Annotated in this window: 19 protein-coding genes and 1 pseudogene; 7 read left to right on the top strand and 13 right to left on the bottom strand. The window is 68.9% G+C overall.

Annotation, left to right across the window (positions count from 1 at the left end):
- Positions 1-288, bottom strand: a 288-nt coding sequence (locus EAO72_RS02825) for an electron transfer flavoprotein subunit beta/FixA family protein (protein WP_410089975.1), incomplete at its 3' end; no start/stop codon positions are given.
- 110 nt (positions 289-398) lie between these two features.
- Here EAO72_RS02825 and EAO72_RS02820 point away from each other — a divergent pair.
- Positions 399-1,121, top strand: a complete 723-nt coding sequence (locus EAO72_RS02820) for a TetR family transcriptional regulator (protein WP_148015620.1) — start codon at positions 399-401, stop codon at positions 1,119-1,121.
- Between the two features lie 124 nt (positions 1,122-1,245).
- The gene (locus EAO72_RS02815; RefSeq protein ID WP_148015619.1) at positions 1,246-1,650 is read left to right on the top strand and encodes a Zn-ribbon domain-containing OB-fold protein; all 405 of its coding nucleotides are present in this window, start codon (positions 1,246-1,248) and stop codon (positions 1,648-1,650) included.
- A 10-nt stretch (positions 1,651-1,660) separates the two neighbouring features.
- Here the strand turns inward: EAO72_RS02815 and EAO72_RS02810 are convergent.
- Positions 1,661-1,999 (bottom strand): annotated as a pseudogene (locus EAO72_RS02810) (LuxR C-terminal-related transcriptional regulator); the annotation flags it as partial.
- A 283-nt stretch (positions 2,000-2,282) separates the two neighbouring features.
- Here EAO72_RS02810 and EAO72_RS02805 point away from each other — a divergent pair.
- Entirely contained in the window at positions 2,283-5,006 is a 2,724-nt protein-coding gene (locus EAO72_RS02805) for a cellulose binding domain-containing protein (protein WP_410089973.1), read from the top strand.
- A gap of 183 nt (positions 5,007-5,189) precedes the next feature.
- On the opposite strand, the gene EAO72_RS02800 is transcribed toward EAO72_RS02805, so the two are convergent.
- The 10 genes from EAO72_RS02800 to EAO72_RS02760 form a co-directional block, all read right to left on the bottom strand.
- Positions 5,190-5,819, bottom strand: a complete 630-nt coding sequence (locus tag EAO72_RS02800; protein ID WP_148015617.1) for a hypothetical protein — start codon at positions 5,817-5,819, stop codon at positions 5,190-5,192.
- Positions 5,820-5,892: 73 nt separating this feature from the next.
- Positions 5,893-6,999 carry a DNA polymerase III subunit beta gene (locus EAO72_RS02795; protein WP_148015616.1) on the bottom strand — a complete coding sequence of 369 codons (1,107 nt, stop codon included), beginning with the start codon at positions 6,997-6,999 and terminating at the stop codon, positions 5,893-5,895.
- A complete protein-coding gene (locus EAO72_RS41760) occupies positions 6,996-7,142 on the bottom strand; it encodes a hypothetical protein (RefSeq protein ID WP_187284911.1) in 147 nt (48 codons plus the stop codon). Before EAO72_RS41760 ends, EAO72_RS02795 begins: the two co-directional genes overlap by 4 nt.
- 68 nt (positions 7,143-7,210) lie before the next feature.
- Positions 7,211-7,651: a hypothetical protein gene (locus EAO72_RS02790; RefSeq protein ID WP_148015615.1), complete on the bottom strand. Its 441-nt coding sequence runs from the start codon at positions 7,649-7,651 to the stop codon at positions 7,211-7,213.
- An 88-nt stretch (positions 7,652-7,739) separates the two neighbouring features.
- Positions 7,740-8,054, bottom strand: coding sequence for a hypothetical protein (locus tag EAO72_RS02785; RefSeq protein ID WP_148015614.1), 315 nt, complete (start codon positions 8,052-8,054; stop codon positions 7,740-7,742).
- Entirely contained in the window at positions 8,051-8,314 is a 264-nt protein-coding gene (locus EAO72_RS02780) for a hypothetical protein (RefSeq protein WP_148015613.1), read from the bottom strand. Before EAO72_RS02780 ends, EAO72_RS02785 begins: the two co-directional genes overlap by 4 nt.
- Positions 8,311-8,811 (bottom strand): hypothetical protein, encoded by a 501-nt coding sequence (locus EAO72_RS02775; RefSeq protein ID WP_148015612.1) that lies wholly within the window; start codon positions 8,809-8,811, stop codon positions 8,311-8,313. The genes EAO72_RS02780 and EAO72_RS02775 overlap by 4 nt, the downstream gene beginning before the upstream one ends.
- Complete coding sequence (locus EAO72_RS02770) at positions 8,808-9,524, bottom strand: hypothetical protein (RefSeq protein WP_148015611.1); 717 nt, start codon at positions 9,522-9,524, stop codon at positions 8,808-8,810. Before EAO72_RS02770 ends, EAO72_RS02775 begins: the two co-directional genes overlap by 4 nt.
- Positions 9,521-9,928, bottom strand: a complete 408-nt coding sequence (locus EAO72_RS02765) for a hypothetical protein (RefSeq protein WP_148015610.1) — start codon at positions 9,926-9,928, stop codon at positions 9,521-9,523. Before EAO72_RS02765 ends, EAO72_RS02770 begins: the two co-directional genes overlap by 4 nt.
- 88 nt (positions 9,929-10,016) lie before the next feature.
- The gene (locus tag EAO72_RS02760) at positions 10,017-10,334 is read right to left on the bottom strand and encodes a MerR family transcriptional regulator (RefSeq protein ID WP_148015609.1); all 318 of its coding nucleotides are present in this window, start codon (positions 10,332-10,334) and stop codon (positions 10,017-10,019) included.
- Positions 10,335-10,866: 532 nt separating this feature from the next.
- On the opposite strand from EAO72_RS02760, the gene EAO72_RS02755 reads away from it, so the two are divergent.
- The 3 genes from EAO72_RS02755 (at position 10,867) to EAO72_RS02745 (ending at position 13,270) form a co-directional block, all read left to right on the top strand.
- Positions 10,867-11,298, top strand: coding sequence for a hypothetical protein (locus EAO72_RS02755; protein ID WP_148015608.1), 432 nt, complete (start codon positions 10,867-10,869; stop codon positions 11,296-11,298).
- Between the two features lie 157 nt (positions 11,299-11,455).
- Positions 11,456-11,899, top strand: coding sequence for a hypothetical protein (locus tag EAO72_RS02750; protein ID WP_148015607.1), 444 nt, complete (start codon positions 11,456-11,458; stop codon positions 11,897-11,899).
- Between the two features lie 21 nt (positions 11,900-11,920).
- Complete coding sequence (locus EAO72_RS02745) at positions 11,921-13,270, top strand: tyrosine-type recombinase/integrase (RefSeq protein WP_148015606.1); 1,350 nt, start codon at positions 11,921-11,923, stop codon at positions 13,268-13,270.
- Between the two features lie 107 nt (positions 13,271-13,377).
- Here the strand turns inward: EAO72_RS02745 and EAO72_RS02740 are convergent, their stop codons facing one another.
- Complete coding sequence (locus EAO72_RS02740; protein ID WP_148015605.1) at positions 13,378-15,258, bottom strand: rhamnogalacturonan lyase; 1,881 nt, start codon at positions 15,256-15,258, stop codon at positions 13,378-13,380.
- Positions 15,259-15,472: 214 nt separating this feature from the next.
- Here EAO72_RS02740 and EAO72_RS02735 point away from each other — a divergent pair.
- The coding region (locus tag EAO72_RS02735; RefSeq protein WP_261991285.1) for a PAS domain-containing protein at positions 15,473-15,833 on the top strand (361 nt) is incomplete at its 3' end.

The following is a 15,833-nucleotide window of genomic DNA, read 5'->3' as shown; positions in this document are numbered from 1 at the left end:
GTCCGTGCCGTGCAGATCGTCGTCCTCGACGTGAACAGCCTTGTCCGCACCCATCGACAACGCCTTGCGCAACGCGTCCTTGGCATCCTCCGGACCCACCGTCAGCACGGTGACCTCCGCATCGTCCGCCGCGTCCGCGATCTGCAACGCCTGCTCGACCGCGTACTCATCCAGCTCCGACAGCAGACCGTCGACATCCTCACGATCCAGCGTCAGGTCATCGGCGAAATGCCGGTCACCGGTCGCGTCGGGCACGTACTTCACACAGACAACGATCCTCAAGCTCACGCCGGCTCTCCCTGTACTTCGTGGTGTCTCTGAAACGATCCTATGGCACCCAGTACCCTTCGTAAAGGTACCCAGTGTCGGATGCGCGACACCGATGCTACGTTTCCGGCATGACCGATGACCGCGGGCCGGCCAAGAAGCCCCCCATGCGTGACGTGCTCGCCGAGGCGGCCTTCGCGCTCTTCATGGAGCGCGGGTTCGAGCGGACCACGGTGGATGACATCGTCGCCAGCGCGGGTGTGGGGCGCCGGTCGTTCTTCCGGTACTTCCCCTCGAAGGAGGACGCGGTCTTCCCCGACCACGAGCGTTGCCTCGCGGACATGACCGCCTTCCTGGAGGCCGCCGGTGAGGGCGATCCGGTGGAGGCGGTGTGCGACGCGGCCCGGCTGGTCCTGCGGATGTACGCGGAGAAGCCGGAGTTCTCCGTACAGCGCTACGGGCTCACCCGGGAGGTGCCCGGTCTGCGCACCTACGAGCTCTCCGTCGTACGCCGCTACGAGCGGACCATGGCCGGGTACCTGGAGCGCCGGTGGGCCGACGCCCCCGACGCCGCCCTGCGTGCGGAGGTGATCGCCGCCTCGGTGGTCGCGGCGCACAACAACGGGCTGCGGTCCTGGCTGCGTTCGGGCGGCCGGGGCGATGCCGGTGCCGAGGTCGACCGGGCGCTCGAACTCGTCCGCGCCGTATGGGGACCGGCCGCCGAGCGGCCGCCGGCGCCGGCGGCCGAGGACGAGGTGATCGTGATGATCGCGCCGAAGGGCGCACCGATGTGGCGCGTCGTGCAGCGCGTGGAAGCGGCGCTCGACGAGGAACGCGGCACCACTGAGAGGTAGTTCACTCGACGGTTCACATCCTCCGGCACTCAGTACCTTTACTTCGTGGAACTAAGTGCCATACGGTGCCCGTGTGCCGTCGCCGGAGGTGCGGCGCACCCAACCGAGCGCGGGAGGCCCAGACGTGTCCATCACCGGAATCGACGTGGAACCCACAGCTCGCGACGCAGTGGAGCCGCGCAGCACGGAGGGTCTGGTCTACCAGGTGTGCCGATGGTGCGGCACCGCGTCCTTCCGCAGGCTCCTGTGCCCCGTCTGCGCGTCGAGCGACCTGGAGTCGGAGCAGAGCGACGGACACGGTGTCGTCGTGCGGTCCAGCGTCGTGAACCGCTACTCGCGCGTCATGCGCAACGAGTCCCTGGTCCGCTTCCCCGAAGGCTTCGTGTACCGCTGCCGCATCGTGGGCGCGGCTCCCCACCTGGTGAGCGTCGGCGACCGGGTCCGGCCCGTCGGCGGGAAGACCTCGGAAGCGGGCGAAGTGGTACTCGAACTGTGCGACCCGCCGGGAATGGCCGACTGGTACGCGTGAGCCGGCGCCGTCACGCGTCCAGATAGCGCAGCACGGCGAGGCTCCGCCGGTTGTAGCCGGTGGTGTGCCCCGGCCCCGGCTTGTCGAAGACCGCGTTCAGGTTCTTCTCGACCGCGCTCAGCGAGATGTGCGGCTTCTGCGCGATCGCGGCGTCGGTATGGCCCTGTGCCAGCGCCTCAAGGACGGTGCGCTCGCGCGGGGTCAGCCGCGACAGCGGGTCGCCGTGCGCACTGAGGATGGCCAACTGCCGTACGGCTTCCGGGTCGAAGACCGCCCCGCCCGCATGGATCCGCTCCAGCGAGTCGAGGAACTCCTCCACCTGCGCCACCCGGTCCTTGAGGAGATGGCCGGTTATGCGCATTGCAGCCCGGCGGGGTGCGGTGGCCCGTACGCCCGTCCTGCGGTTTCCCGCAGGGTGCCGGCCGCCGCTGCCCGTGCGCATGGTCTGTCGCTCCGGTACGCGTGGTCTGCCGCTCCGGGGCCGGGGCCCGAGTCATCCGATGAACCCTGCGCAGCACCCTTCTCCCGGCGGGTTCGCGCCGCTACCATCGGGACGCGTATGGGAGCGCTCCCACATCCGTACCCGCCCCGTACCGCCCCTGTCGGCGGTCTCGTTCGGAGAGGACGTTTCCGTGCGCTCAAGCGCCAGACCCCTTGCCGCCCTCCTGGCAGCACTCACCCTTACCGCCGGGCTCTTCGCCACCGGCGCTCCGGCATCGGCGCGAGCCAACGATGTCGTACCGGCCGCCGAGCCATCCGATGTGTCCCTGGCTGCGGACACGTACGACTGGAAGAACGTCCGCATCGACGGCGGTGGTTTCGTCCCCGGGATCATCTTCAGCCGGTCGGAGAAGAACCTCGCCTACGCCCGCACCGACATCGGCGGCGCCTATCGCTGGGACCAGGCGGGCAAGCGGTGGACCCCGCTGCTCGACTGGGTGGACTGGGACCACTGGGGCTGGTCCGGTGTGGTGAGCCTCGCCTCCGACTCGGCCGACCCGGACAACGTGTACGCCGCCGTGGGCACGTACACCAACAGCTGGGACCCGGACAACGGCGCCGTGCTGCGCTCCTCGGACCGCGGCGCCAGCTGGAAGGCGTCCGAGCTCCCCTTCAAGCTCGGCGGGAACATGCCGGGCCGCGGCATGGGCGAGCGCCTCGCGGTCGACCCGAACAAGAACTCCGTGCTGTACCTCGGCGCTCCCAGCGGCAACGGCCTGTGGCGGTCCACCGATTCGGGGGCGACCTGGTCCGAGGTGACGGCCTTCCCGAACCCGGGCAACTACGCCCAGGACCCGACCGACACCAGCGGATACGGCAACGACAACCAGGGCGTCGTCTGGGTGACCTTCGACGAGCGCACCGGCAGCGCGGGCAGTGCGACCCAGGACATCTACGTGGGCGTCGCCGACAAGGACAACACCGTCTACCGCTCCACCGACGGTGGCGTCACCTGGTCGCGGATCGCCGGACAGCCGACCGGATACCTCTCCCACAAGGGCGTGCTCGACTCGGACAACGGCTACCTGTATCTGACGCTGAGCGACACCGGCGGGCCGTACGACGGCGGCAAGGGCCGGATCTGGCGGTACGCCACCGCGACCGGTGCGTGGACGGACGTGAGCCCGGTCGCCGAGGCGGACACGTACTACGGATTCAGCGGGCTGTCCGTGGACCGCCAGCATCCCGGGACCCTGATGGCGACCGCCTACAGCTCCTGGTGGCCGGACACCCAGATCTTCCGCTCCACGGACAGCGGGGCGACCTGGACGCAGGCCTGGGACTACAGCAGTTATCCGAACCGCACCAACCGCTTCAAGCAGGACGTGTCGTCCGTGCCGTGGCTGACCTGGGGTGCCAACCCGACGCCGCCGGAGACCTCGCCCAAGCTGGGTTGGATGACGGAGGCGCTGGAGATCGACCCGTTCGACTCCAACCGGATGATGTATGGCACCGGCGCCACGATCTACGGCACCGAGAACCTCGGGAACTGGGACTCAGGCAGTCAGTTCACGATCACGCCGATGGTGAAGGGCCTTGAGGAGACGGCCGTCAACGACCTGGCGAGCCCGCCGTCCGGAGCCCCGCTGCTCAGCGCGCTCGGCGACATCGGGGGCTTCCGGCACACCGACCTGGACGCCGTTCCCGGCATGATGTTCACTTCGCCCAACCTCACCTCGACGACGAGCCTCGACTTCGCGGAGGCGAGCCCCAACACCGTCGTACGGGTCGGCAGCGCCGACGCCGCCCCGCACATCGGCTTCTCCACGGACAACGGGTCCAACTGGTTCCAGGGTTCCGAGCCGGCCGGAGTCACCGGCGGCGGCACGGTCGCGGCGGCGGCCGACGCCAGTGGCTTCGTGTGGAGCCCGGAGGGTGTGGGCGTGCAGCACACCACCGGGTACGGGAGTTCGTGGTCGGCGTCCACCGGGATCCCGGCCGGGGCGACCGTCGAGTCCGACCGGAAGAACCCGAAGAAGTTCTACGGGTACAAGGCCGGCACCTTCTACGTCTCCACGGACGGCGGCGCCACCTTCACCGCGAAGGCGTCGACCGGCCTGCCCGCCGACGGCAACGTCCGCTTCAAGGCCGTGCCCGGCATCGAAGGCGATGTGTGGCTCGCGGGCGGCAGTGCGACCGGGGCCTACGGGCTGTGGCACTCCACCGACTCGGGTGCGACGTTCACCAAGCTGTCCGGGATCGAGCAGGCGGACTCGGTCGGCTTCGGCAAGGCGGCTGCGGGAGCCTCCTACCAGACGCTCTTCGTGACCGCGAAGATCGGCGGTGTGCGCGGTGTCTTCCGTTCCACGGACGCGGGAACGACGTGGACCCGGATCAACGACGACGCGCACCAATGGGGTTGGATCGGCGCTTCCATTACCGGTGACCCGAGGATCTACGGGCGGGTGTACGTCTCGACCAACGGGCGCGGGATCATGTACGGAGACTCCCCGGACGGTGACGGAGGCGGTACGGACCCGGGCACGGATCCCGGAACCGACCCCGGGACCGACCCGGGCAACCCGCCCGGGGACACGGCCTGTTCGGTGACGTACAAGGTCACCAACCAGTGGTCCGGCGGCTTCCAGGCCGATGTGACGCTCACCAACACCGGCACTGAGACCCTGGACGGCTGGCAGCTCGGCTGGACGTTCGCGAACGGACAGAGGGTCAGCCAGATGTGGAACGCGACACCCACGCAGGACGGGGCGAAGGTGAAGGCCGCGAGCATCTCCTGGAACGGACGGGTGGCGCCGGGAGGCTCAGTGGGCTTCGGGTTCACGGGCACCCTGACGGGCGGCAACGCCGCGCCGGCCGCGTTCGCCCTGGGTGACGAGGCCTGCTCCTCCGGCTGACGGACGAGCAGGGGGACGGGGGAGGGGGGTCGTAGCCGCCGCAGCCGAACGGCCCAGTGCCGCCAAGCCCATGGCCCTCGACCCGAAGTTCTTCGCGGCATGGAAGAGCCTGCCGGGGCCCGTGCAGATGTGGTCGTCCGGCGAACAGAAGGCCGGGGTCATCATCGCCGCGGTCTGGGGTGGTCAGGCGGCCGCGGCCAGCGACGCCGGCTCGGCTGGCTTCCAGCTGTCGAGCTCGCGGCGAAGACTGTTGGCCGCCTCGGGGCTGGGGTTGATCGGCATCTGCAGACCGATGAAGTCCGCGGCGATGATGACCCCGGCCTTCTGTTCGCCGGACGACCACATCTGCACGGGCCCCGGCAGGCTCTTCCATGCCGCGAAGAACTTCGGGTCGAGGGCCATGGGCTTGGCGGCACTGGGCCGTTCGGCTGCGGCGGCTACGACCTTTCGCCAGTCGAGCAGCTGCCGGTCGTCCTGCAGCTCGATGGTGATGCGGCTGCCGGATTCACCGGAGAGGATCAGGTGGTCCCCGTTCCGTTCCATGCTGATCGGCTTGGCGTCCAGGAGGCGGATGGCCGCTGCCAGCTCGGGCATCTGCTGGCGGCCCATGACCGCCAGCCACGGCTTGTCGTCGCCCTTGGCCTGGGTGCGGGCCACTGCGAGCGTGTACCGGTTGGTGGCCCAGGTGTAGAGGTGGCCGTCGGCGAACTCGAAGGTGATGACCTGGACGGCTTCGGAGTCGTTGCGGTCCCCCATGTGGGGCTTGGTCTGGGAGACGATCCGGCTGAGGGTGCGGTCGGCGATCGTGATCACGGTGAACTCCTGGGATGCTTGGGTTGGGTGCCCCCGCCGCTTGCCTCGGCGGGGGCGCTTTACGTGAGGCAGGTCAGACCCGGACGGGCATGAGAACCGCCCGGTACGTGTCGTCGTCGACGGGTTCGACCAGGGCCGGCTTCGTCGGGGTGCTGAACCACAACCGGACAGCCCCCTCGATCGGGGCGATCAGCGAGGTCAGGTAGCCGGGCCGGTAGGCGATCTCGAAGCCGTCGAGGCCTTCCTGTTCCACGTCGATGTGGCTGCGACCGGACGGGCCACCGGTGCCGCCGCTGACGGTGGCGCCCCGGCCGTCGAAGGCGATGCGGATCGGTTTGACGTCTTCTTCGTTGACCAGGGCGGCCCGTTTCACTGCGGCAACCAGGTCGGCGGCGTCGAAGGTGGCGACGCCGACGGCCTCGTCCTTCTTCGGGAAGAAGCGGTCAATGTTGGGGAACTCGGTGGCAATGCATCGCCCGGTGACCGCCACCTGCTTGTTGGACAGGGCGGCCACCCCGTTCCCGGCACTGGGGAATCCGATGGCCACTTCGCCGCCGGCGAGAGCTTTGGCGGTGGCGGCCAGGTCGGGGGCGGGGATGAGGAGGCTGCCCTCGGTGCCCGTCCACGGCATGGTGTGTTCGACCATGCGGTAGCTGTCGCTCGCCCGAACCCGCAGCCTGTTTCCGACGGCTTGCACATGGGTGCCGCCGAATGCTTCGAACCGGCCGACCGCATCCTTCTGCGGCATGGCCACGGCGGCAGCATGCACGGATGCTGTGGCGAACAGGACGCCGTCCACCGTCCCCGACTCTGCCGGGGCTTCGGGCAGGTTCGGGTAGTCGCCGTCCGGCATCAGCGGCAGCTGGAACTGGTTGCCCGGGCTGGTGACGTCCAGGTGGTGTTCGTCGGCGACCAAGTCGACCGGCCCGGGCGGCAACGCCGCGGCCACATCGGCCAGCATGCGGCCCGACACCACAACCTTGCCCGGCTCCAGAACGGTGGCGTCCAGGGTTCCCCGGGTGCTGGTTTCGTAGTCGAACCCGGACAGGGTGACGGCGCCTACGTCGGTGGCTTCGATGACCAGCCCGGCCATGATCGGAACCGGCGGGTTGCTCGGGAGGCGGCGGTGGGCCCGCTTTGCCGCGTCCGCGAGCTCCTTCTGCTCGATGCGCACCTTCACGGCTGCGGCTCCTGGTCGAACAGAACCTCGACCTGGAACGGCGGGAGCTCCTGCACGGTTTCCTCGTCCGGGTTCCACGGGAACGGGCGGCCGGTGCCGACGACTTCGGTGTCGGGGAACAGGGCGTCCTGCGTGTACTGCATGGCTTGCTCCTTCGGAAGTGGTTGGGCGCCGGGCCGGGGGCCGGTGGCATCCGCCGGCCCGGCGGGTTTCAGGCCGCAGCGGCTGTCTGCGGGAGCTGGCCGAGCGGGATGGGTTGGGTGGTCTCGCCATCCGTGAGAGGCGACCAGTCCGGGGTGCGGGCCCCCAGTCGGACGACCGACCCGCACTCGAACCGGGTAGCAGTCGGAGCCTCCGCTTCGGGTGCTTTGCCGCGGGCCTCTTCGAGGTCCCGGATGCGGGCCGTCAAGTCACGGATCTGCCCGTCGCGGATGGTGATGGTGTCCTCGGCGAAGCTGAGCTTCGTCTCGGCAGTCCGACGCGCCCGGTTTGCATCCGACGTGTCGTTGATGAGCTGCCGGATCAGGGCGTTTGCGTGCTGAAGCCGCTCCGCAAGGCGCTTGACCTCGGCCACGAGGGTCTTGCACTTGTCCGACGCCCGATGCTTGGGCCGGTCGTCGCGGTGCAGGTGGCGGATTATGACGTTGCTCATCGCTTTGCCTTCCGGGTGAACAGGCTGGGCTTGACGGCGAATGCGCAGAACACGAGGCCAATCAGGGCAGCGGTGATCGTGTACGCGGTCACGCGGCGGCCGCCTCATCGAGGAATCGGGTGAGTCCGCCGTCGAGCGGGCACGGGGCGAGGTCGTCCCAGATGCTGTTCAGCAGCTCCGGCGTCGGCTCCGGGGCCGGGATGGAGCAGCCGGCGGGGAGGCTGACGTAGCCGGAAGCGACGGAGTCCGCGTAGTCCCGCTCCGCCTTGAGATCCCGGGGCCGGTCGACGAGGCCGAGGCTGCGGACCAGGGCCGAACCAGCCGCCTGCTGGGCTTCGGCGGGGGCCTCCGGGAGGACCCCGAGGAGAACGGCCTGCACGGTCGCGACCGGGCGGCGCTTCATGCCGCCACCGACCCGTTGCGCTGGACGGGGATGCCGATGTGACGGACCCCGTCCTCAGCGGCGACCTGGGCGGCGACGTCGGCGCGCGCTTCGCGCACGGCCACCAGGTCATCCGCCACGTTCGCGAGCCGGCGCAGCTGGTCGAGAGAGGCGTCCGTGACATCGACCTTCAGTGCCCGGCCGATCCGGATGAAGGTGCGACCGTTCGTGCCGGTCTCCAGCGCGATGGGGTCGTCGCCCCAACTGATGGACGGGTTCATGACGCCCTCCGGGCGGTGCGGTAGTTCGCGGTCTGCAGGGCGAGGTTGGCAGCCCACTCCGGGTAGTCGGCGTCCGTGGAGCACGCCTCGGGGTGGGCCAGCAGGAACAGGTCGTTGGCGTAGGCGATGCGGTCCGATGGGGAGAGCGTTTTGTCCATGGCCCTCAGGCAGACGTCGCGCGCCAGCTGCTGCTCGACCACGGCGGCCGGCACGTCCAGGGCGGCGATGGTGCGGGGCGTGACGATCGGGTCGACGTGGGTGAGGCAGATGCCGCCCGCGTAACCCTCGACGGACACGACAGGCTCGCCGTGGCCGAGGATCCAGGCCGGGGTGCGGGTGGCCGTGTCCAGCTGCTTGAAGAAGTGCGGGTTCTCGCCGGGGAGCGTCAGGGGGTACGCAGTGACGGGCGTACCGACCGGGTACCGCTCGTTCCACTCGTCGGCCTGGCGCTGACCCTTCTTCTTGGCCGCTTCGAGGCGGGCCTGTCGGCGGGTCATGACGTCACCGCCACGGTGTCCTCGGCGCCGCGCAGGGCCGCGTAGTAGTCCGTGACCAGCTGCCGCACCCGGGCCATGTCGCCGTCCTGCGCCGCCGTGCGGATCGCCGACAACGCGTCCTCGGCCGACGTGTCCGCCCCCTTCGACAGGGGCGGCCTGACCGCGCCGCGGCTGAGCTTGTCGGCCATGCGGTAGATGGCTGTCGCGCGGACCCGGGCGGCCTTGTTGCTGGTGCCCTCCTCGGCGGCCTTCTTCTCCAGCCACGCAATGATCTGCGCGTCCCGGTCGGCGATTGCTTCGATGCGTACAGCGGCGACGCTCTGCTTCTGCGTCGTCTCCGCCTCGTGGAGCGGCGTGAAGACCCGTGTCCCCTGCTCCGTTGCCGTCTTGCACGGCCACTGGCTGACAACGCCGTCTTCCCAGCAGACCGCGCACAGCCAGGAGTTCGGCTCACCGCAGTCGTCGAAGACGGGGATGTGGAAGCGGACCGGGAGCTTAGCGTTCTCCTCCAGCGAGAAGCCGGCGAGGAGCTCGTAGTCGGGGTGGTCGGGGGCCTGCAGGAGAGTGGCGCGCTGGCTGCACTCCTCGTGCTCGACTCGCTTGCCGGCCTGCACGTTGCTCTGGCAGGTTCCGCATGCGGTCGGGCCGGCGTGCTGGCTGCAGCTGGCGGTCCCGATGGCGCGCTGCTCGGCCCAGAAGGTGTCGTCGTTCATTCCGCACCGTCCTTGGCGCCGTTGATCTGGCGGGCGAGGCCGAGGGCCCAGGGGTTCACGAACCCCTCGTCGTCGCCGTCGGCCAGGTCGTCCAGCAGGTCGGCGAGCGCGCCGCCGACGTCGGGCTGCATGAGGGCGATGTACTCGGCGTTCCACGGCTCGCGGATCCCGCCGTACCCCGACTTGATGCGCCCCGAGGCGACCACCTCGGACTCGACCGAGCCGGCCGGGTGGGCGTGGGAGTAGACGGCGCTCGTGCAGGTGGCGCGCGGCGACCAGACGGAGCTGGTGACCCACGGCCCGTCCGTGGCGTGCTTCACGTGCTTCCGGAGCTTCGCGACAGCGGCGCGGATCTCGACGTCGGGGGTGGGGTCGTTCGGGGGTGCGGATGGAATGATGGACATCGGTCCACCTCTCTGTTCACGCGGATGGTGTGGTGGATCTGAGGTCGGCCCGGGCTTCGCGGTTTCGGGTCGGCCTCTTTTGCTGCTGTTAGGCAGCGGCCTTGACGGGGTGCTGACTGGAGCGGCCGTTGCGGAGCCTGCGAGGTTCCGGCGGCCGGCTGCTGTGCGCCTTGTCGGCGTCGGGGGCCGGGTTGCGCTGGGCCTCGAACCAGGCCTTGATGCCGTCGGGGCCTTCGAGGGGAAAGGCGAGCTTCCGTCCGATCGGGAAGCTGCCTGCGGACGGCGACTCGTCCTTGTACCGGCGGTTGTAGAGCGTCTTCACGCTGAGACCAGTGAGGCGCGACGCCTCATCGATCCAGACGTGTCCGGGCGGGGCAGGCGTGGGGTTCTGGCTGGACCTGGGCACTGGCTACTCCTTTCTAGGGGCGCACTTCGGGTGACAGGTCGTCCCTACTTCGGGGACGGTGGGGGCATGAAGAGAACCAGCACGGCGACCCCGAGGGCCTCCGACAGCTGATGCGCTTCATAGACGGGCAGGTCAGGCAGTTCGCCACTCACGAGGCGACCGACCTGCGATCGAGAGATTCCACTGGCTTCGGCGAGCATTCGCACGGAGTAAGGGGCCCCGCGACCTGGGTGTTCCATGACCCATTTGAGGACTGCAAGGTCTCTGAGTTCATAGCGCACACTCAATGGTTCTCCCCCGGTGCAGAGGTGCCTTTCACTGCCCTTGAGTCAACACCTTGCGGGACGATTCGTCAACACTTCAGGGACGCTCGAATCCCGACTGTCGGCCGAGTTCGTGGCTGGATAGCATTGATCTATAGACGATCCGTCCCGGATCCAGGATGGTTGTAGGGACTGACCTGCAACTTTTCCGGCATTCAACGACTTCTAGAGAGACAGTCGGTACTGAAGTGACACGAAAGGACGAGGACATGACGGCCGCAGCGACCGCTGAGGACCACCGCCCCACCGGACCCTCACCCACGGGTGCGCTGTCCCGACTCATCCTGGAAGTGCAGGAGAGCGGCCTCTCCTACCAGGACATGGCCAACCGCGCCGTAGACCCCGACACCGGCACCCGGCTCGTGAAGCAGGCCCTGCAGAAGCTGGTCAAGACACCCCCCGTCAATCCGCCCCTGCTCCCGCAGCTGAAGGCCATCGCCAACGGCACAGGGGTGCCCCTGCGGCGAGTAAAGGAAGCGGCAGCAGATCAATGGCTTGGGTACCAGGCCACGGAGCTCGCCGGCTACGGCGACGAAGTCCGCATCATCCTCGGCCACCTGGGCGGGATGTCACCCCAGGAACAGCGCCGCTGGCGGGCCATGATCGAAGCCGACGAGCGAGCAAAGCGCGACGACGAGTAGCACACGGCAGGGTGGGCAACCCACGCCTGACCGAAAGACATTCAAAGTAGACAATTACTGAACTGATTGTCGATCACCCGTAACTAGTCGTACCCTTCCACAACGTGCGCATATGACCGACCCGTCACATGCGCACCTACCAACGGGAGGGCGCTCTATGCTGCGCGCTGTATACGAAGCCGCCGACCTCGACGCAGGGGTCATCTCCAACTGGCGCGAAGACCGCGGTCTCTTGCAGATCAGCGTCGCCCGCCACGCAACACCCACACAGTTCACCCAGGCCCTCAACGCGACCCTGGCTGACATCCTGGAGTGCGCACACTGGTACCAGGTGTGGCGGGGGGAGGTCATATCCATCGCCTCCCCCTCAAGCCCGCTGCGCGTGCGTTTTCAGATCTCCGACTTCAGCCCCGCACCGCTCGTCGACATGCGGGAACGCAAGGGCCTCGTCACCATCCACGTCTCCCCCGACGCGCTGGTCGACGAGTTCGTGCAAGCGCTCAACGCCGCCGTGGGGGAACTCCTCGCCGGCGGACAGTGGTTCCAGCTATGGCGCGGGGAGATCGTCACCATGGACTCCCCTGACGTGGCGCTCGTATAGGCGCCAGCAGGAGGGCACGGCATGCCGGGATACATCGAGGACCGCTGGTACACGAAGCGGCCCGACCCTGCGACGGGGAAGCGGCGCGAGACCGCCCGCCACGGGCAAGGAAAGCGGTGGAGAGTCGCGGGGATTCCCGGCGTTCGCGACCGGTCGTTCGAGAAGCTCGAAGGCCCGCACGGGGCAAAGGCTTGGCTGAAGAAGTCCGCGACTGACGCGACATCCGGTGAGTTCTACGACCCGCGCGACGGCTCAATGACCCTGCGAGACTATGTAGAAGAGCACTGGTGGCCAACCGTGCGCTACCCGCCCACCACCAGGCCCGTAGTGCAGTCGCGCGTCTTCAGGCACATCCTTCCGCACGTAGGCAGCCTCGCCTTGAACCGGATCGGCTTCGACGAGATCAAGGCGTGGCAGGTGCGCGCCGAGAAGGACATTGACGTCGGTACGCTCGCCGTCACATGGGCACACTTCTCAACGATCCTGCAAGCCGCACACAAGGCCAAACGCATCCCGGCCAACCCCTTCCGGGACCCCGACCTTCGGGCGCCGCGTGTCCCGACAAGCAAGGCGTTCGCTTGGTCGCAGGAAACTGTTGCGGCCGTGCGCAAACAGCTCCCGGACCGCTACGGCATCCTGGTGAACCTGGCGGCGGGCGCCGGGCTCCGTCAGGGCGAGGCTTTCGGCCTCTCACCGGATGACGTCGAGGGCGAAGACATCCGCGTAGTCCGGCAGATCCTGAAGGTGAACGGGCACTTCGCCTTCGGGCCGCCGAAGCGGAACAAGGAGCGGAACGCGCCGTGTGCCCCCGAGCTGGCGGCCGCCGTCAAGGAGTACGCCAACCGCTTCCCGACCGTCGAGGTCACACTGCCCTGGATCGACCCGGACCGCCCGAACATGGCGTGGGACGATCGCCCGCTGCGGTCGGTCCGACTTCTGGTCACCACGCAGTTCGGGAACGGCATCAACAAGGACACGTTCAACGACAAGCACTGGAAGCCGGCGCTTGCCGATGCCGGCCTCATCCCGGCGGCGAAAGTGACGCTGGTGGAGCCGAAGGCCGGCAAGCATCCCTGGCGCAAGGAGAAGTGGGAGATGCCGCGGGAGTTTGGGTTCCACGCTCTGCGGCACACCTTTGCCAGCGTCGTCCTGTCCGAGGGCGAGACCATCACTCAACTTGCTGCGTGGTTGGGGCACTCGGATCCGGCGTTCACGCTCCGGACCTACGTGCACTTCATGCCGAAGTCGGGGAATCGCGGCCGGGCCGCGCTCGGAAGGTTCCTAACGGGCGGTCCCGCCTCCGTGGTCGAGGGCGTCGAGGGCGTCGAGGGCGTCGAGGGCGTCGAGGGAACTCTGCCCGTCGATCCGTAGTGGATCTCCCCAGATTCTCCCCAGAGGCTGACTGGCGCGAAGATGGCGGTCGGATTGGAGCACTCCGACCGCCATCTTGCTGGAGCCCTTGGGATGCATCGTCCCAGCTAGCGCGTCGACACGGCCGGCCGCGGCGCCGCCGCCATTCCGCTCCCGATGTGGAAGCTCGGGTGCGGGGGCTGGTTGTAGGCCGTGTTCTGCCAGGCCAGGGCCGTGCGGTAGGTGGTGTCGTGGAGCAGTGTGGTGATCTTCGTGCCGGTCTCGTACGGCGTGGAGTAGATGCGCAGAGCGGTGTTGTTCGTCGTCGCCCAGACCACTTCCTCGCGCCAGTCGCCGAACAGGTCGCCGGAGATCGCGGGAGTCGCCTTGGTGCCGTTGTTCGAGTGGACCGAGGCCCCGGTCAGCTGCCTGGTGTCGCCGGAGGTGCCGTACTTGTCGATGTGGGTGCCGTCGAGGAGTTCCCGGGTGGTGTCGCCGTCCCACCAGGACAGGAAGTTGGCGCTGGAGGGCTTACGGCTCGCGACGACGGCGCCTTGGGGGTTGCGTACCCCGTCGGCCGCCGACGACCAGGACTCGGCGCCGGCGCTGCCGGACCAGATGTCGTCGCTGACGCCGCGTCCGTTGTCGCCGGCGGCGGGCGTCGACCAGATGATCCGGCCGGTCCTGGCGTCCGCCATCCAGGACGAGGGTTTCGAGCTGTCCTCGTCGACCTTGAACTCCTCGAGACCTGATCGGGAAGGGTCCAGGTCACCGACGTGCATGGCGTCGCCGTGGCCGTTCTTCGTGGTCCACAGGGCGTTGCCGTTGTCATCGACGGCCATGGCTCCGTAGACGATTTCGTCCTTGCCGTCCGCGTCCACGTCGGCGACGGACAGCTGGTGGTTGCCCTGGCCGTCGTATCCCTTGCCGGAGTTGGTCGAACTGTTGGTGTCGAAGGTCCAGCGCCGGGTGAACGCCCCGCCCCGCCAGTCCCAGGCGGCGATCACCGTGCGGGTGTAGTAGCCACGGGCCATGATCAGCGAGGGCCGGGCCCCGTCGAGGTAGGCGGTGCCGGCCAGGAACCGGTCGACGCGGTTGCCGTAGCTGTCACCCCACGACGAGACCGTGCCCCGCGCCGGGACGTAGTCGACGGTGCCCATGGCGGCGCCCGTCTGCCCGTTGAACATGGTCAGGTACTCGGGGCCGGACAGGACGTAGCCGGAGGAGTTGCGGTGGTCGGCCGACGCGCTGCCGATCACCGTTCCCCTGCCGTCGACGCTGCCGTCGGCGGTCTTCATCGCGACCTCGGCCTTGCCGTCGCCGTCGTAGTCGTACACCTGGAACTGGGTGTAGTGCGCGCCGGAGCGGATGTTGCGGCCCAGGTCGACGCGCCACAGCCGGGTGCCGTCGAGCTTGATCCCGTCGACGATCGTGTTGCCCGTGTAGCCGGACTGGGAGTTGTCCTTGGCGTTGGTGGGCTGCCACTTCAGGACGAAGTCGAGTGCGCCGTCGCCGTCGAGGTCACCGACCGAGGCGTCGTTGGCCTCGTAGGTGTAGGCGACGCCGTCGGGGGTCGTGCCGCCGGCGGGCGGGCTGATGGGCACGTCCTTGTAGCCGCTGCGGAACTGGATCGCGTGCACGGAGTCGCTCTGCTCGACGCCGCCGACGATCGCCCGCACCGTGTAGTCGGCCGAGTTGGGGGCCCCGGCGTGGAAGTAGTTCGTCGAGCCGGTGACCGGTGCGGCGTTGACCTTCGTACCGGCGCGGTAGACGTTGAAGGACACGTCGTCGGCGTCGGTGGCCAGCCAGCGCCAGCTGATCAGATTGCCGGCGTCGGTGTGGACGCTGACGACGCCACGGTCCAGCGCCTCCGCCTGGCGCGCGGTCGCGGCATGCGAGGTCTGACCGGTGACGACCAGTCCGGCGGCGGCCAGCACGCCTGCGGTGACGGCGCCGATCACGGTACGGGTACGGCGGCCTCGGGGGGACCGGGAATGCTCAGGAGCCACGGTGCGTGCCTTCCGGAGTGGGGGTGTCGGGTACCCCTCAGTCACCGCCGGGCCCGGAAAGGTTGCCGCCGGGGCGCACCGGATGTGCGCGGAGCTCCGGGCGAGCCGGCTTCACCCGTCTGCCGCCGTGCGATGGCGGGCCGGGCGCGGTACGCGCAGGCTGTCGGCAGAGCTGCCGATTCGCAGGGGCGGCGGAGCCAGATGGGGGTGCGACGTGCCGGACGCCGGTGCACCGGTCCCGGGGGCGTCCTCGGCCGACGGGATGACGGACGCCCTCCTGGACACCTTGTTCAGCCAGTCCGCGGTGGGACTGCACGTGCTGGACACGGAGTTGCGCGTGGTACGGGTCAACTCCCTGTCCGACGCGGTCGCGCCCGAGCACATCGTGGGACTGCACTTCACCGAGGCCTACCGGGTCGACGACCCGGAGGGGTCGGAGGAACTGCTGCGCGGTGTGCTGGAGAGCGGCGTGCCGGTCCTGAACCATGTGATCCGCGGACAGCTCAGGGGGGCGCCCGGGCCCGACCGTAGTCTGACGGTCACGGTCCACCGCCTCGACGACCCGCCTCGACGAC

The organism is Streptomyces sp. OR43, from assembly GCF_008042275.1.
Lineage (GTDB): Bacteria > Actinomycetota > Actinomycetes > Streptomycetales > Streptomycetaceae > Streptomyces.
The sequence above is the reverse complement of the archived record's forward strand: the minus strand, read 5'-3'. Positions and strand labels throughout refer to the sequence as shown.

Excerpts from the sequence above, each read along its gene's own strand:
- EAO72_RS02785 (WP_148015614.1), bottom strand. The coding sequence starts at position 8,054 with ATGAAGCGCCGCCCGGTCGCGACCGTGCAGGCCGTTCTCCTCGGGGTC.
- EAO72_RS02790 (WP_148015615.1), bottom strand. The coding sequence starts at position 7,651 with ATGAGCAACGTCATAATCCGCCACCTGCACCGCGACGACCGGCCCAAG.
- EAO72_RS02745 (WP_148015606.1), top strand. The coding sequence starts at position 11,921 with ATGCCGGGATACATCGAGGACCGCTGGTACACGAAGCGGCCCGACCCT.
- EAO72_RS02820 (WP_148015620.1), top strand. The coding sequence starts at position 399 with ATGACCGATGACCGCGGGCCGGCCAAGAAGCCCCCCATGCGTGACGTG.
- EAO72_RS02750 (WP_148015607.1), top strand. The coding sequence starts at position 11,456 with ATGCTGCGCGCTGTATACGAAGCCGCCGACCTCGACGCAGGGGTCATC.
- EAO72_RS41760 (WP_187284911.1), bottom strand. The coding sequence starts at position 7,142 with ATGCAGTACACGCAGGACGCCCTGTTCCCCGACACCGAAGTCGTCGGC.
- EAO72_RS02780 (WP_148015613.1), bottom strand. The coding sequence starts at position 8,314 with ATGAACCCGTCCATCAGTTGGGGCGACGACCCCATCGCGCTGGAGACC.
- EAO72_RS02775 (WP_148015612.1), bottom strand. The coding sequence starts at position 8,811 with ATGACCCGCCGACAGGCCCGCCTCGAAGCGGCCAAGAAGAAGGGTCAG.
- EAO72_RS02765 (WP_148015610.1), bottom strand. The coding sequence starts at position 9,928 with ATGTCCATCATTCCATCCGCACCCCCGAACGACCCCACCCCCGACGTC.
- EAO72_RS02770 (WP_148015611.1), bottom strand. The coding sequence starts at position 9,524 with ATGAACGACGACACCTTCTGGGCCGAGCAGCGCGCCATCGGGACCGCC.
- EAO72_RS02755 (WP_148015608.1), top strand. The coding sequence starts at position 10,867 with ATGACGGCCGCAGCGACCGCTGAGGACCACCGCCCCACCGGACCCTCA.